Raw genomic sequence first — 15421 nt, 5'->3', positions numbered from 1 at the left:
GGGGTTTTTCTTTGTTTTCATCGAATTGACAGGATATTCCCGTTCCGTTCCCGCCCCGTTCCGGCAATGTCAGCCCCCGGTAGCGGAGACAGGCAATGGCGCAGACCTATCAACTTCTGTTCTGGCGGATGGACCCCGCGGCGCCGCCCCCCGCGGGCCAGATGCTCGTGCTCGAAACGATCACCGTCACCGATGCGAATGACGACGGGGTGCTGCGCTGGCAGTCGGGCGATCTGGTCGCGGGCCGGACCATCACCGCGATCTGGCCCGGCGATACCGTCACCGTGGCCACGCCGCAGGGCCCGGTCACGATCACCGGGACGACCTTCTATCTGAGCGGCGCGCCCGGCGCGGTGTTCATTCCCACCGATGGCCAGCCCCTGACCACCGCCACCTTCACCGGGTCCACCTGGGTCACGGTCAGCGTACCGGATTATGCGATCCCCGCGGGCGGGGGCGGGACGGTGCCCTGTTTCGTCGCGGGCACCCTGATCGCCACCCCCGACGGCGCCCGGCGGGCAGAGGATCTGCGCCCCGGCGACATGGTGCTGACGCTCGACCACGGGCCGCAGGCGATCCGTTGGGCGGGTGCGCGCGATGTGCCGGGGCAGGGAAGTTTCGCCCCGATCCGCTTTGCGCCGGGGGCCTTGGGCAATGCGCGCGAACTGCTGGTGTCGCCCCGGCACCGGATGCTGGTGACGGGCTGGCGGGCCGACCTGCTGTTCGGCGCGCCCGAGGTGCTGGTGGCGGCGGTCCATCTGGTCAACGGCCGCAGCATCACGCGCGCGCCCCGGGCGCGGGTGCGCTATGTCCATCTGCTGTTCGACCGGCACGAACTGGTCTGGTCCGAAGGCGCGCTGAGCGAAAGTTTCCACCCCGGCGGGCGGATGCTGGGGGGTGACGCCGCATTGCGGGCAGAGGTGCTGGCGCTGTTCCCCGGCCTTGCAGGCGCCGCGAACAGCCCCGTGGCCCGCCCCGTCCTGCGCCGGCACGAGGCCGCGTTGCTGCGCGCCTGACGGCGCCCGCCCCGCCGCATCGCTTGACCCGGCGGGGGGCTTTGTCTCTATGCTGCGGCGATGGCACAGACGCGCAAGGCAGAGACGCGCAAGAAGGCGGCCGCGCCTTCCACCGCCCGGCCCCGCCGCCGGGCGCTGCGGTTCGTGTTGCGCTGGATGCTGCGGGTGGTGGCCGGGGTCTGGGTGCTGATCCTGCTGGCGGTGCTGGTCTTTGCCATGCTGCCCCCGCCGCGCACGCCCTACATGTTGCAGGAATCCGCGCGCCTCGACGGTATCCGCTACGACTGGACCGACATGGACGAAATCGCCCCGGTGATGGCCCGCGCCGTGGTGGCGGCAGAGGATGCGAATTTCTGCCTGCACTGGGGCTTCGACATGGTGGCGATCCGCCGCGCGCTGGACGAGGGCACGGGGCGCGGGGCCTCCACCATCACGCAGCAGGTGGTGAAGAACGTGTTCCTCTGGCACGGGCGCAACTGGGGCCGCAAGGCGCTGGAGGCGGTGATCACCCCGGTGGTGGAAACCTTCTGGTCCAAGCGGCGGATCCTGGAGGTCTACCTGAACGTCGCCGAATTCGACGCGGGCGTGTTCGGGGTGCAGGCGGCGGCGGAACACTATTTCAACACCGACGCCGCGAAACTGACCCCCACGCAGGCCGCCCGCCTTGCCGCCGCCCTGCCCGCGCCCAAGGACCGCAACCCGGCCAAACCCACCGATTTCCTGCGCCGCCGCGCCGCCGCCATTCTCGACGGGGCGGAAACCATCCGCGCCGATGGCCGCGCGGGCTGTTTCGGGCCGGCCCCCGCGCCGCGGGATTGAACTTGCCGCCCGGTCGCGGCTAGGAAGGGGAAAAGCACAAAGGCCCGCCATGAACCGCCTCTTCCACTTCGCCCTCTCGCCCTTCTGCCGCAAGGTCCGGCTCACGCTCGGGGAAAAGCGTATCGAGGTGGAACTAGTCGAGGAGCGGTACTGGGAACAGGGCGCCGATTTTCTGCGCCGCAACCCGGCGGGCAAGGTGCCGGTGCTGCGGCTGGATACGCGCACGCTGTCGGAAAGCCAGGCGATCTGCGAATATCTGGAGGAAACCAACCCCGAACCCCCCCTTATGCCGCGCAATCCCGATGGCCGGTACGAGGTGCGCCGGCTTTGCGCCTGGTTCGACGACAAGTTCCATGGCGAAGTGACCTCGAAACTGCTGTACGAACGCATCAACAAGAAGGTCATGGGCCACGGCTACCCGGATTCGCGCAACGTGAAATCGGGTGCGACCCGGATCAAGTACCACCTCGACTACATGGGCTGGCTGCTGGATCAGCGCCGGTGGCTGGCGGGCGATGTGATGACGCTGGCCGACATCACGGCGGCCGCGCATCTGAGCTGCCTCGACTATATCTCGGACGTGGACTGGAACCGGTCGGCCACGGTGAAGGACTGGTATGCCAAGATCAAGTCGCGGCCCTCTTTCCGGTCGATCCTTGCCGATCAGGTGCCGGGCTTTCCGCCGCCGCTGCACTATGCCGATCTGGATTTCTAGGCCATGAGCGCCGACCTGCGCGCGCGGCTGGAGGCGCAGGCGCGGGCAGAGGGCTTCGCCGCAATGGGCATCTGCGCGCCCGACGCGATCCCGCAGGCGGCGGGGCGGCTGGCGGAATATGTCGCCAAGGGCCGGCATGGGCAGATGGGCTGGATGGCCGAACGCATGCACTGGCGCGGCGATCCGGCGGCGCTCTGGCCCGAGGCGCGGTCGGTGATCATGCTGGCAGAGGTCTATACCCCCGAAACCGACCCGCTGGCGGTGCTGGAACAGCGCGACAGGGCGGCGGTCAGCGTCTATGCGCAGGGCAAGGATTATCATGACATCGTGAAGCGGCGGCTGAAGCGTCTGGGACGCTGGCTGATCGACGCCGCAGGGCAGGGGACCGGGATCAAGGTCTTCGTCGATACCGCCCCGGTGATGGAAAAGCCGCTGGCGGCGGCGGCGGGGCTTGGCTGGCAGGGCAAGCACACCAACCTTCTGTCGCGCGATATGGGCAGCTGGTTCTTTCTGGGCGCGATCTTCACCACGCTGGACCTGCCCAGGGATCCCCCCGCGCACGGCACTTGCGGCAGTTGCACCGCCTGTCTGGACGCCTGCCCCACCGGGGCCTTTCCGGCGCCCTATCAACTGGATGCGCGGCGCTGCATTTCCTACCTGACGATCGAACACAAGGGCCCGGTGGATGCAGAGTTGCGCCCCCTTCTGGGCAACCGCATCTATGGCTGCGACGATTGTCTGGCGGTCTGTCCGTGGAACAAGTTCGCGCAGGCGGCGGGCGAGATCGGCTATCAGCCCCGGGTGGGCGCGCCCCTGCTGGCGGAACTGGCGGGGCTGGACGATGCGGCCTTCCGCGCCCGATTCGCCGGCAGCCCGGTCAAGCGCATCGGACGCGACCGGTTCGTGCGCAACGTGCTTTACGCCATCGGCAATTCCGGCCTGCCCGGGTTGCGCGCGGTGGCGGCGGCGCTGGTGGACGACCCCGACCCGGCGGTTTCCGATGCGGCGCGGTGGGCCGTCGCGCGGCTTGCCTGAAATCCGCCCGAATCGCCTGCCATCCGGGGGCGCATGGACATGTATCTGATCCCCGGAACACCCGAGTTCCTCGCCCTCTGCCTTGCCGGCTGGCTGCTGCTGGTCAACGGGCTGAGCCTTGCCGCGTTCGGCGTCGACAAGCGCCGTTCCGTCGCCGGGGAATGGCGGCTGTCAGAGGGGTTCCTGCTGCGGCTGGCCTTCGTCGGCGGCTGGCCGGGGGCCAAGCTGGGGCAGGTGCTGTTCCGGCACAAGACGGTGAAACGGTCCTTCCGCCGGAAGCTGACGGTGATCGGGCTGGTGCAGGGCGCGGTGCTGGTGGCCCTGCTGACCCCGGTGGGGCCGCGGATCGGGGCAGAGGCGCAGGCGCTGACCGCCCGCTGGATCCCCGCCGCCGCCCCCGGGGAACAGGCAGAGGCCGCGCCCCGCCGCATCGTCACCCATGGCGCGCCGCTGACCAACCGCCCGCCCGCCGCCGAAGGCCAGCCCCGCCGCTTTGGCCCCGGCAGCGGCTAGAGTCTGCCACCGCCCTGCCGGCGCGCTTTGGATCTGCGCCGGTTGCCCCTATATTGCCCCCACCCGAAGGAGGAGGACGAAACGATGCGGACCCATCATCCCGCCGAACGGACGGCCGAACCCGATAACATCCGCACCCGCCGCTATGCGCAGATCGAACGGATGCAGGGCGAGGACGGCAGCCACCCGGCCGCGCGTCTGACCATCCAGCGCAGCCGCGATGCCCGCAGTGGCCGGCGGATGCAGGAATTCCTGCGCATTGCCCGCGGGCGCGAGACCTGAATGCAAAAGGGGGCGCAGGCGGCGCCCCCTTGAACCCTGTCCGGCCGTGACGTTCAGGCGCGGACGAGCTTTTCGTAGGATGCCGCGGTATCCAGCGCCAGCGCGCCGACCTCGAAATTATAATCGGCGATCTGGCCCACCGGCGTCACCTCTGCCGCCGTGCCGGTCAGCCAGCATTGCTGAAAGCCTTCCAGTTCCTCGGGCAGGATGCGGCGTTCATGCACCGTGACGCCCTTTTCACGCAGCATCGCGATGACCGTGCGCCGGGTGATCCCGTCGAGGAAACAGTCCGCCAGCGGCGTGTGCACCTCGCCGTCCTTGGCGAAGAAGATGTTGGCCCCGGTGCATTCGGCGACATAGCCGCGCCAGTCCATGAACAGCGCGTCCGAACAGCCCTTCGCCTCTGCCGCATGTTTCGACATGGTGCAGATCATGTAGAGCCCGGCCGCCTTGGCCGCGACGGGGATCGTTTCGGGCGAGGGGCGTTTCCACTTGGCGATGTCGATCTTGGCGCCCTTGGTCTTGGCGTCGCCGTAATAGGCGCCCCATTCCCATCCCGCGATGGCCATCCGCACCGGGTTGCGCTTGGCCGAAACGCCCATGTCCTCGCCCGAGGCACGCCAGGCGACCGCGCGCACATAGGCGTCGGTCCAGCCGTTGGCGCGCAGCATGGCGTATTTCGCCTCTTCGATCTGCTCGACGGTATAGGGGACTTCCATATCCAGCAGCTCGGCCGATTTGCGCAGGCGCTGCGAATGTTCCACGCCCTTGAAGATCTTGCCGTTGTAGCAGCGTTCGCCCTCGAACACCGACGAGGCGTAATGCAGCGCATGGGTCAGGACGTGGACCTTGGCGTCGCGCCATTCCACCAGCTTGCCGTCCATCCAGATCTTGCCGTCGCGATCGTCATAGCTTCCGGCCATCGTCGTCTCCCTCTTTCGCCATCAGGCGCTTTGTAGAAAGTTGCGCCCGTTGGGTCCGGTGTGGACACATTGTTGCGCCAAAGCGTCACCTTGCTAACGATTCGGCCTTGGAAAGTCAACAAGGCTGACTTAAAATCAAAGCGTGGAACGGAAGGAGCAGGCATGAACACCGGACAAGCCAAGGGCCTATTGCCGGGCGGCGGCGGCGAAAACCTGCTGTTCCTGACCGACGACCAGTTGCGCAAGGGGATCGAGGCGATGTTCTTCGCCTATCGCGATTTCACCGCCGACCCCGACCGGATCCTTGAAAACCACGCCTATGGCCGCGCCCATCACCGCGCGCTGCATTTCATCCAGCGCAGCCCGGGCACCACGGTGAACAACCTGCTGGCGATCCTGGGGGTGACGAAACAGTCGCTCAACCGCGTACTGCGCGGGCTGATCGAGGACGGCATGGTCGAAAGCCGCGTGGGCCGGCGCGACAAGCGGGAACGGCATCTGCACCTGACCGAAAAGGGCGCGGCGCTGGAACGGATGCTGGCCGATGTACAGCGCGCGCGGATGCGGGCGGCCTATCGCGCCGCGGGGCCGGCGGCGGTGGCAGGCTTTCGTCAGGTGCTGGAGGCGATGATGGACCCCGAACGCCGCGCGCTCTACCACGGTATCCGGGAGGGCGGCGCGTGACGACGGAACCCCAGGCCCATCTGCTGATCGTGGACGATGACGACCGGATCCGGTTGCTGTTGCAGAAATTCCTGATCCGCAACGGTTTTCTCGTCACCACCGCGCGCGATGCGGCGCAGGCGCGGCGGTTGCTGGCGGGGCTGGAATTCGATCTGCTGGTGCTCGACGTGATGATGCCGGGCGAGGACGGGATGACCCTCACCCGCGACCTGCGCGCGCGGCTCGACGTGCCGATCCTGCTGTTGACGGCGCGGGGCGAAACCGACAGCCGCATCGAGGGGCTGGAGGCCGGAGCCGACGACTATCTGGTCAAACCGTTCGAGCCCAAGGAACTGCTGTTGCGCATCAACGCGATCCTGCGCCGCCTGCCCGCCGGCCGCCCGCCCCCGCCCGTGGCCCGCCCGATCCACCTCGGCCCGATCCGCTATGACACCGAACGGGGCGAGTTGTGGCAGGGCGACGATCCGGTGCGCCTGACCGCGACGGAAACCGCGCTGATGCGCATCTTCGCCGCCCGCCCCGGCGAGGTGGTGACGCGCGAACGGCTGGTGACGGAACTGGGCCGCAGCGAGGGGCAGGCGACCGCGCGCGCCATCGACGTGCAGATCGCCCGCCTGCGCCGCAAGATCGAACAGGACCCGGCCCAACCCCGCTATCTGCAAACCGTGCGCGGCGCGGGCTACATGCTCGCCCCCGACTGAGGCACGGCAGCGGCGGCCAGCGCCACCTCGAACAGCGCCGCGACCTCTGGCCTTGTGCTGTCGGGCGGCGCGGCAAGGCAGAGGTCGAGCGTCTGCTCGATGCCCCGGATGAAGCATCTGACCAGATCGTCGTCGGGCCCCGCATGGTCGTCGAACGGGCTGATGCTGACCACGGGCAGCCGGCTGCGGCGGGCGTAACGCTGGATGGCGAAGGAATTCACCTCGGCATGGTGGATCTGCCGAACGCCGCAGGCATCGAACAGCGCATAGAGCGGATCGAAAACCGGCGGGCAGGTGTTGGGCAGGGCGACCACAGCCTGACCCGCCAGATCGCGCGGGGCGATTTCCTCGGTGCGGCAAAGCGGCAGCTCGCGCGGCACCAGAAGGCCGATCCGTTGCCGGTCCAGCAGGACCGTCCGCAGGCTGGAGGGAAACAGGCCCTCATAGCTGCGCTGGCCGGGCGGGGTTTCGTCCACCGCCGCCCCGGCCACCAGCGCGGCGTCGATCTTGCCGCTGGCCAGCGCCCGCAACAGTCGCGGCTGCCAGTCGTTCACAAGGATGATCGCGGTCTTGGGATGCGCCTGCGCGAAGCGTTCGATCAGGCGGTTCCTGACCGGCACGTCCAGCATATAGGCCGGAATGCCAAGGCGGATCCGCGGCCGTTCGCCCTGCGCGATGGCCCGGATCCTGCGGTCCAGCCGTTCGGATTCGTCGGTCAGGCGGCGGGCGTGGGGCAGCAGTTCGGCCCCCTGCGGCGTCAGCGCGATATGCCGGGTGGTGCGCAGGAACAGCGCAAAGCCGAGCGCGGTCTCCAGCTTGCGGATCTGGAGCGACAGCGTGGGCTGGCTCATCCCCAGGTCATGGGCCGCCAGCGTGAACGACATGTGGCGGGCCAGCACGACAAAGCTTTTCAGCAGCTTCGGATCGACCCGGCTCACCCGCCCCTCCTGTCCTGCAACCCGGCGGCAGCTTGCGACGGGGCGGGGCGGCGGTCAACCGCCGCGCCCGCATTGATTGCGTTTGCCAATGAATGCCGGCCGCAATCTCATTGGACTTCGCCCCCGTCCGCCGCGGAAACTGCCGCCCGGACAGACCGGATGCGATGGACAGATGCCAGCCGAACCTTGCCCGAGCACGACCGACTTCGCGGCCCTTGTCGCGCGGATGGTGCGCCGTCATCTGGGCGCGCAATGCGCGGTCACGCGCCAGACGCGCCTTTCGGGCGGGGCCAGTCAGGAAAGCTGGGCGATAGAGGTGCGCGGCCCGGGGGTGGTGGAAAAGCTCGTCCTGCGGCGGGTGCCCGCGGTGGTGGAACGGCGGCGCGAGGTCAAGCGCCCCGCAGGTTCGGCCAATGAGGCGCGGCTGATGCAGATCATGAAGCCGCGCGGCGTGCCGGTGCCCACGGTGCGCTGGATTCTGGATGCGCAGGACGGCCTTGGCGAGGGCTTCGTCATGGACTGGATGGATGGCGAAACCATCGGGCGCAAGATCGTGCGCGACGCCGCCTATGCCCGTGCCCGCGAAAACCTTGCCTTCGACTGCGGCGCGGCGCTGGCCCGCATCCACCTGACCCCGCGCGACGAACTGCCCGCGCTGCGCGAAACGCATCCGCAGGAATATCTCGACGGCACCTTCCGCGAATACGAACGGCAGGGCCACCGCCGCCCGGTGTTCGAAATGGCCTTCCAGTGGCTGCGCCAGCATATCGGCCGGCTGGACCCCGCGCTGTGCCTTGTCCATGGCGACTTCCGCACCGGCAACTACATCCTTGGCCAAGACGGCCTGCGCGGCGTGCTCGACTGGGAAATCGCCCATATCGGCCACCCGATGGAGGATCTGGGCTGGTTCTGCATCGGGTCGTGGCGGTTCGGGCAGGTGGATCTGCCCGCAGGCGGCGTGGGGTCGCGTGAGGCGCTGTTCGCCGGCTACGAATCCGCCGGCGGCCGCGTGGACGCGCAGGCCGTGCGGTTCTGGCAGGTGATGGGCAGCCTGACCTGGGGCCTCGACTGCGTGGAATTCGCGCGCGAGTTCCAGCGCGGCGACCGCACGGTAGAACGCGCCGCCATCGGCCGCCGCGCATCCGAAAACGAGATCGACCTCTTGCGCCTTCTCAACCCCAGGGAGCCCCGCTGATGCACCCGCCCCCCTCGCGGCTGGAACTGCTGGAAATCGTGGCCGAATTCCTGCGCAAGGATCTGCTGCCCAAGCTTGAAGGCGCCACGGCCTTTCACACGCTGGTCGCGGCGAATGTGCTAGACATCGTGCGCCGCGAACTGGCCCTGACGCCGGATGCCGAAGCGGCCGAACGCCAGCGGCTGGAACGCCTGCTGGATACGACCGGCCCGCTGGAAACGCTCAACGACGCGCTCTGCCTTGCGATCCGCGAAGGCAGGATCGGCCCGGATACGCCGGGGCTCTGGGATCATCTGTGGGCGACCACCCTCGACACCCTTGCCGTCGATCAGCCGGGCTATGCCGCCTACCGGCTGGAAGCCGCCCGAACCATCAACCCGCAGGAGGGATCAGCATGAATTTCGATCTGCCGCAGGATCTTGTCGCCTATCTGGGCGAACTGGACCGTTTCATCGAAACCGAGATCGCGCCGATCGAGAACGCCGACGACAACATCCGCTTCTTCGACCACCGCCGCGAATGGGCGCGGACCGATTTCGACAACGACGGCCTGCCCCGCCCGGAATGGGAGGCGTTGCTGGCCCGCGTCAAGCGTGTCGCCGACAGGGCCGGCCACCTGCGCTATGGCCTGCCCAAGGAATTCGGCGGCCGCGATGGATCCAACCTGCACATGGCGGTGATCCGCGAACATCTGGCGAAAAGGGGCCTCGGGCTGCACAACGATTTGCAGAACGAACATTCCATCGTCGCGAACTTTCCCCAGGTGGTGATGCTGCGCGACTACGGCACCCAGGCGCAGAAGGACGAATTCATCCAGGGCACCATCGAGGGCACCAAATGGATGGCCTTCGGCCTGACGGAACCCAACCACGGGTCCGACGCGACCCATATGGAAACCCGCGCCGTGCGCGAAACCCGGGGCGGCCGGCCCGGCTGGCGCATCGACGGCGCCAAGATGTGGACGACCGGCATGCATGTGGCGACGCATTGCTGCATCTTCGCCCGCACCTCTGGCAAGGACGGCGACGCGCGCGGCATCACCGCCTTCATCGCCGACGCCAAGGACCCCGGCATCCGCATCGAGGAATGGATGTGGACCTTCAATATGCCGACCGACCACCCACGCATCAGCATCACCGATGTCTGGGTGCCCGACGCGGCGCAGTTCGGCCCGCTGGATGGCGGCCTCGCGCTGGCGCAGGCGTTCGTGCATGAAAACCGCATCCGGCAGGCCGCCGCATCGCTTGGCGCTGCCGCCTTCTGTCTGGAAGAGGCGGTGAAATACGCCCGCGCGCGCAAGCCCTTTGGCAAGCCCCTGTCGGACAACCAGGCGATCCAGTGGCCGCTGGTCGAACAGGCGACGCAGATAGAGATGCTGCGGCTGCTGATCTACAAGACCGCATGGGAAATGGACCGGATCCCGCAGACCGAGATCGCCTTCCAACTGGGCGACAAGGTGTCGATGTGCAACTACTGGGCCAACCGGCTGGTGTGCGAGGTCGCGGACCGCGCGATGCAGGTGCATGGCGGCCTTGGCTATTCGCGCCACACGCCGTTCGAACATATCTACCGCCACCACCGCCGCTACCGCATCACCGAAGGCGCTGAGGAAATCCAGATGCGCAAGGTGGCGGGCTTCCTGTTCGGCTACATGGGGCCGCGCAAGGGCATGTTCGACTGATCCACCCCGTCAAAGGAGAGCCCGATGATCGTCCCCGAAGGCAAGCGCCTGATCCTCGATCCGCGCGACGAATACACCCACCCGCCGGAGCCGTTTTCCAACTACAACGAAAGCATGTATTTCAACGGCTTCGATGCGGAAAACCCCGTGGGCCTGTGGGTGCGCCTCGGCAACCGCCCGAACGAGGGCCATGCCGAAATGACGGTCTGCGTCTATCTGCCCGACGGCAGCGTGGGCTTCATGTTCCGCCGCGTGCCGATCACCAACAACGACCGGATGAACGCGGGCGGCCTGACCTTCGAGGTGGTGGAACCGTTCGAGCACCTCACCATCGCCTACGAGGGCGAGGTCCTGTGGCTGAAAGACCCCGCCGCGATGATGGACCCGGCCCGTGCGTTCAAGGAAAACCCCAAACGCGCCTGCCGCATCCGGCTGGACGTCCACGGTGTTTCCCCCATGCACGGCGGCGAGATCGTCGAGGCGGATGGGTCCAGATGGGATCTGGACCCCGACAAAGAGGTGTTCCGCGGCCATACCGAACAGCACACCGCAGTTTCGGGCGAACTGACGGTGGGGGATGAAAGCTGGCGGATCGACGGCACCGGCTATCGCGACAAATCCTGGGGGCCGCGCCACTGGCAGAGCTTCTATCACTACAAATGGGCGCCGATCACCTTCGGCAAGGATTTCGGCCTGCTGCTCAGCCTCATGGGCAATCCGGCCGGGGCGCCCATCGTCGTCGGCCATGCCCTCCGCGATGGAAGGCTGATCCCGATCACCGATGCCACGGTCTCTGTCGACTATGACGCGCGGTATTTCCAGAAGGCCATCCGCCTGCGCCTGACGACCGATGAAGAGGTCTATGACGTGACGGCAGAGACCTTTTCCCTGATCCCGCTGCGCCATCGCCGCACGCTGCGCGACGGCAGCACCAGTACCGCGCGGATCACGGAAGGCATGGTGCGCTATACCTGCAACGGCCGCGCCGTCTGGGGCATGTCGGAATTCCTCGACCTGCTGGTCGAGGGGGACAAGCCGATCTCGGTGGCGCTGGAAACGGCCTGAGGCAGGCCCATCGCAAGGGGATGCGGATGAAAGCACTGATCAGCAGGGATCCCGGCCCGCCGGAAACGCTTGTCCTGGCGGATGTGCCCCGGCCCCCCTGCGGGCCGGATCAGGTGCTTTTGCGCGTATCCGCCTGCGGCGTCACCTATCCCGACTTCCTGCTGATCCAGGACCGCTACCAGTACCGGCCCGCGCGCCCGTTTTCCCCCGGCTGCGAATTCGCGGGCGAGGTGGTGGAAACCGGCGCGGATGTGCGCGGGCTGGCGGTGGGGCAGCGGGTCGTCGCCTCCAGCAACGAGGGCGGCGGCATGGCGGAATATGCGGCCGTCCTGGCCGGCGCCTGCATCCCCATCCCCGACGGCATGCCCGACGATGACGCCGCCGCCTTTTTCGGCAACTACACGACCGCATGGCATGCGCTTGTGGAACGCGGCCAGCTGCGCGCGGGGCAGGTGGTTCTGGTCCTGGGTGCTGCGGGCGGTGTCGGGCTGGCGGCGGTGCAGATCGCCAGGGCGATGGGCGCGCGGGTCATCGCCGCGGTGTCGAGCCCGGAAAAGCTGGATCGCGCGCGCGAAAACGGCGCGGATGACGGGATCGTCTATGCCCGCGCGCCGCTCGACAAATCCGCGCAGCGCGCACTGGCGCAAGACCTCAAGCGGCTGTGCGGTCCCGGCGGCGCGGATGTGGTGTTCGATGTGGTGGGCGGCGATTACGCCGAACCGGCGCTGCGGGCGATCGCCTGGAAGGGCTGGTATCTGGTTATCGGCTTCGCCGCGGGCATCCCGCACCTGCCGCTCAATCTGGTGTTGCTCAAGGGCTGTCAGGTCGCGGGCGTGTTCCTGGGCGAGGCGCGGCACCGCGACCCCGGGGGGATCGAGGGGATCACGGATCACCTGCTTGCCCTTTACCGCGACGGCCTTCTGCGCCCGCACATATCGGCGCGCTATCCGCTGGACCGGGGGGCAGAGGCGATCGGCGCGCTTGCCGCGCGGCGGTCGGTGGGCAAGGTGATCGTCCGCATCCGCGACGGGCTGTAGTGTCCGGGCCTTGCGCCCGCCCCCGCCTGCGCCGATAGTCGCGCCATGAATACCCTTCTGTCCATCGGCCACGGCTATTCGGCGCAGGCGCTGGCGCGGCGGCTTTTGCCGCAGGGCTGGCATGTGATCGGCACCACCCGCGATCCCGCCAAGGCCGCGGCCTTCCGCACGGCGGGGGTGGAACCGCTGATCTGGCCCGGCGCGGCGCTGGCCCCGGCGCTGGCGCGGGCGACGCATGTGCTTTGTTCCGTCGCGCCCGACGCGGCGGGCGATCCGGTGATCGCGGCGCATGGGGCGGAACTGGCGGCGGCGCGGCATCTGGAATGGGTGGGCTATCTGTCCACCACCGGGGTTTATGGCGACCATGCCGGCGGCTGGGTGGATGAGGGCACAGCCCTGACCCCCACCACCGCGCGGGGCCGGGCGCGGGTGGCGGCGGAACGGCAATGGCAGACGCTCGGCCTGCCGCTGCACATCTTCCGCCTTGCGGGTATCTACGGGCCGGGGCGGGGGCCGTTCGAAAAGGTACGGCAGGGCAGCGCGCGGCGGATCGTCAAGCCGGGGCAGGTGTTTTCCCGCATCCATGTGGATGACATCGCGCAGGTGCTCGACGCCTCCATCCACCGCCCCGCCCCCCGCGCCATCTACAACGTCTGCGACGACGACCCCGCCCCGCCCGAGGACGTCATCGCCCATGCCGCCGCCCTTCTGGGCCTGCCCCCCCCGCCCGAGGAACGCTGGGAAGAGGCAGAGATGACCCCGATGGCGCGCAGCTTCTATGCCGAGTCGAAACGCGTCAGGAACGACCGGATCAAGGACGACCTCGGCGTGCGGCTGATCTACCCCGATTACCGCGCGGGTCTGGCGGCGCTGCTGGCCGCCGGGGGCTGAGCCCTCAGGCCCGCCGCCCCACCACCGCCACGTCCAGCAGGCGCAGCACCTTCGCTTCGATCTGCGGGGCGTCCATGCCGGCGATGCGGTACATCGCCTCGGGGCTCGCCTGGTCGATGAAGATGTCGGGCAGGACCATGCTGCGGAACTTCAGCCCCCGGTCGAACACGCCCTCGTCGGCCAGCAGTTGCGCCACATGGCTGCCGAAACCGCCCACCGCGCCTTCCTCGATGGTGATCAGCGCCTCGTGTTCGCGTGCCAGCCGCAGGATCAGGTCGCGGTCGAGCGGCTTGGCGAACCGCGCATCCGCCACCGTCGGGGCGATGCCGCGCGCGGCAAGGCTTTCGGCGGCCTTCAGCACCTCTGCCAGCCGCGTGCCGAAGGACAAAAGCGCCACGCGCCCGCCCTCGCGCAATACCCGCCCGCGGCCCAGTTCCAGCGGCACGCCGCGCGCGGGCATGTCCACCCCCGTGCCGTTGCCGCGCGGAAAGCGGAAGGCGATGGGGCCATCGTCATGCGCGGCGGCGGTGGCGACCATGTGCACCAGTTCGGCCTCGTCCGCCGCGGCCATCACCACCATGCCCGGCAGGTTCGCCAGAAAGGCCACGTCGAAGGCCCCGGCATGGGTCGCACCATCGGCCCCCACCAGCCCCGCGCGGTCGATGGCGAACCGCACCGGCAGCCGCTGGATCGCCACATCGTGCACGACCTGATCGTAGCCCCGCTGCAGGAAGGTGGAATAAAGCGCGCAGAAGGGCTTCATCCCCCCCGCGGCCAGCCCGGCGGCAAAGGTCACGGCATGCTGTTCGGCGATCCCCACGTCGAAACAGCGCGCCGGGAACCGTTCGGCGAACAGATCCAGCCCCGTGCCGTCGGGCATCGCGGCGGTGATGGCGACGATCTTGCCGTCGCCCTCGGCCTCGCGGATCAGCGATTGCGCGAAGACGCGGGTATAGCTCGGCGCGTTTGACGGCGCCTTGACCTGCTTGCCGGTCAGCACGTCGAACTTCGCCGTCGCATGCCCCTTGTCGCGCGCGCGTTCGGCGGGGGCATAGCCCTTGCCCTTTTTCGTCAGCACATGCACCAGCATAGGCCCGCGCGCCCGCGCCTTGACCGTGCGCAGCACCGGCAGAAGCTGGTCGAGATCATGCCCGTCGATCGGCCCGACGTAGGAGATGCCGAGCGATTCGAACAAAGTCCCCCCCACGGCGAGGCCCTTGAGCATGTCCTTGGCGCGCTTGGCCCCTTCCTGCAACGGTTCGGGCAGGAAACTGACCGCGCCCTTGGCGACCTGCTTGAGGTCTTGGAAGGGCGCGCCGGCGTAAAGGCGGCTCAGATGCGCCGACAGCGCGCCGACCGGGGGCGCGATGGACATCTCGTTGTCGTTCAGGATGATGAAGAGCCGTTTTTTCAGATGGCCCGCGTTGTTCATCGCCTCGAACGCCATCCCCGCGCTCATCGACCCGTCGCCGATCACCGCGATGGCATCCCCGGGGTCGCCTCCCAGATCGCGCGCCGCGGCAAAGCCGAGCGCGGCAGAGATCGAGGTGGAACTATGCGCCGCCCCGAACGGGTCGTAGGGGCTTTCCGACCGCTTGGTGAAGCCCGACAGCCCGCCTTCCTGCCGCAGGGTGCGGATGCGGTCGCGCCGCCCGGTCAGGATCTTGTGGGGATAGCACTGGTGGCCCACGTCCCAGATGATCTTGTCGCGCGGCGCATCCCAGACGGCATGCAGCGCCACCGTCAGTTCCACCACGCCGAGCCCCGCGCCCAGATGCCCGCCCGTGACCGACACCGCCGAAATCGTTTCCGCGCGCAATTCGTCTGCCAGCTGGCGCAACTGCCGGTCGGTCAGCTGCTTGAGGTCGGCCGGCACCGCCACGCGGTCGAGCATCGGTGTTGGCGGGCGATCGGTCATCGCGGCTC

At 68.3% G+C, this 15421-nt stretch carries 17 protein-coding genes; 14 read left to right on the top strand and 3 right to left on the bottom strand.

The window, feature by feature from the left end; translation table 11 throughout:
* Positions 1-95 precede the first annotated feature (95 nt).
* The 6 genes from RGD00_RS10695 (at position 96) to RGD00_RS10670 (ending at position 4380) form a co-directional block, all read left to right on the top strand.
* Entirely contained in the window at positions 96-1016 is a 921-nt protein-coding gene (locus tag RGD00_RS10695) for a Hint domain-containing protein (RefSeq protein WP_310457312.1), read from the top strand.
* A gap of 60 nt (positions 1017-1076) precedes the next feature.
* Positions 1077-1835 (top strand): monofunctional biosynthetic peptidoglycan transglycosylase, encoded by a 759-nt coding sequence (gene mtgA / locus RGD00_RS10690; RefSeq protein ID WP_425603407.1) that lies wholly within the window; start codon positions 1077-1079, stop codon positions 1833-1835.
* A gap of 49 nt (positions 1836-1884) precedes the next feature.
* Positions 1885-2550, top strand: a complete 666-nt coding sequence (fzlA, locus tag RGD00_RS10685; protein WP_310457311.1) for an FtsZ-binding protein FzlA — start codon at positions 1885-1887, stop codon at positions 2548-2550.
* 3 nt (positions 2551-2553) lie between these two features.
* Positions 2554-3585 (top strand): tRNA epoxyqueuosine(34) reductase QueG, encoded by a 1032-nt coding sequence (gene queG / locus RGD00_RS10680; protein ID WP_310457310.1) that lies wholly within the window; start codon positions 2554-2556, stop codon positions 3583-3585.
* Positions 3586-3618: 33 nt separating this feature from the next.
* Complete coding sequence (locus RGD00_RS10675; protein WP_310457309.1) at positions 3619-4098, top strand: DUF1294 domain-containing protein; 480 nt, start codon at positions 3619-3621, stop codon at positions 4096-4098.
* 84 nt (positions 4099-4182) lie between these two features.
* Entirely contained in the window at positions 4183-4380 is a 198-nt protein-coding gene (locus RGD00_RS10670) for a hypothetical protein (RefSeq protein ID WP_310457308.1), read from the top strand.
* A 53-nt stretch (positions 4381-4433) separates the two neighbouring features.
* Here RGD00_RS10670 and RGD00_RS10665 read toward each other — a convergent pair whose 3' ends face one another.
* Positions 4434-5303 (bottom strand): branched-chain amino acid aminotransferase, encoded by an 870-nt coding sequence (locus RGD00_RS10665; protein WP_310457307.1) that lies wholly within the window; start codon positions 5301-5303, stop codon positions 4434-4436.
* Positions 5304-5465: 162 nt separating this feature from the next.
* Here RGD00_RS10665 and RGD00_RS10660 point away from each other — a divergent pair, with 162 nt between their 5' ends.
* A complete protein-coding gene (locus RGD00_RS10660; RefSeq protein ID WP_310457306.1) occupies positions 5466-5987 on the top strand; it encodes a MarR family winged helix-turn-helix transcriptional regulator in 522 nt (173 codons plus the stop codon).
* Positions 5984-6688, top strand: a complete 705-nt coding sequence (locus tag RGD00_RS10655) for a response regulator (protein WP_310457305.1) — start codon at positions 5984-5986, stop codon at positions 6686-6688. Before RGD00_RS10660 ends, RGD00_RS10655 begins: the two co-directional genes overlap by 4 nt.
* Here RGD00_RS10655 and RGD00_RS10650 read toward each other — a convergent pair.
* A complete protein-coding gene (locus tag RGD00_RS10650; RefSeq protein ID WP_310457304.1) occupies positions 6667-7626 on the bottom strand; it encodes a LysR family transcriptional regulator in 960 nt (319 codons plus the stop codon). The genes RGD00_RS10655 and RGD00_RS10650 overlap by 22 nt on opposite strands.
* Positions 7627-7798: 172 nt before the next feature.
* On the opposite strand from RGD00_RS10650, the gene RGD00_RS10645 reads away from it, so the two are divergent.
* Genes RGD00_RS10645 through RGD00_RS10620 form a run of 6 tightly spaced genes read left to right on the top strand, consistent with a single transcriptional unit; the run spans position 7799 to position 13495 of the window.
* A complete protein-coding gene (locus RGD00_RS10645) occupies positions 7799-8821 on the top strand; it encodes a phosphotransferase family protein (protein ID WP_310457303.1) in 1023 nt (340 codons plus the stop codon).
* Positions 8821-9219 (top strand): DUF6285 domain-containing protein, encoded by a 399-nt coding sequence (locus RGD00_RS10640; RefSeq protein ID WP_310457302.1) that lies wholly within the window; start codon positions 8821-8823, stop codon positions 9217-9219. The genes RGD00_RS10645 and RGD00_RS10640 overlap by 1 nt, the downstream gene beginning before the upstream one ends.
* A complete protein-coding gene (locus tag RGD00_RS10635; RefSeq protein WP_310457301.1) occupies positions 9216-10502 on the top strand; it encodes an acyl-CoA dehydrogenase family protein in 1287 nt (428 codons plus the stop codon). Before RGD00_RS10640 ends, RGD00_RS10635 begins: the two co-directional genes overlap by 4 nt.
* Before the next feature lie 24 nt (positions 10503-10526).
* The gene (locus RGD00_RS10630) at positions 10527-11567 is read left to right on the top strand and encodes a DUF7064 domain-containing protein (RefSeq protein ID WP_310457300.1); all 1041 of its coding nucleotides are present in this window, start codon (positions 10527-10529) and stop codon (positions 11565-11567) included.
* Positions 11568-11593: 26 nt separating this feature from the next.
* A complete protein-coding gene (locus RGD00_RS10625) occupies positions 11594-12604 on the top strand; it encodes an NADPH:quinone oxidoreductase family protein (protein WP_310457299.1) in 1011 nt (336 codons plus the stop codon).
* Positions 12605-12649: 45 nt separating this feature from the next.
* Positions 12650-13495: an SDR family oxidoreductase gene (locus RGD00_RS10620; protein WP_310457298.1), complete on the top strand. Its 846-nt coding sequence runs from the start codon at positions 12650-12652 to the stop codon at positions 13493-13495.
* Between the two features lie 4 nt (positions 13496-13499).
* Here RGD00_RS10620 and dxs read toward each other — a convergent pair whose 3' ends face one another.
* Positions 13500-15413 (bottom strand): 1-deoxy-D-xylulose-5-phosphate synthase, encoded by a 1914-nt coding sequence (gene dxs / locus RGD00_RS10615; protein ID WP_310457297.1) that lies wholly within the window; start codon positions 15411-15413, stop codon positions 13500-13502.
* Positions 15414-15421 lie beyond the last annotated feature (8 nt).

It is taken from the genome of Ruixingdingia sedimenti (genome assembly GCF_031432425.1).
Taxonomy (GTDB): Bacteria; Pseudomonadota; Alphaproteobacteria; order Rhodobacterales; family Rhodobacteraceae; genus Ruixingdingia; species Ruixingdingia sedimenti.
Note: the sequence above shows the minus strand (reverse complement) of the source record. Positions and strands in the feature narration are given on the sequence as shown.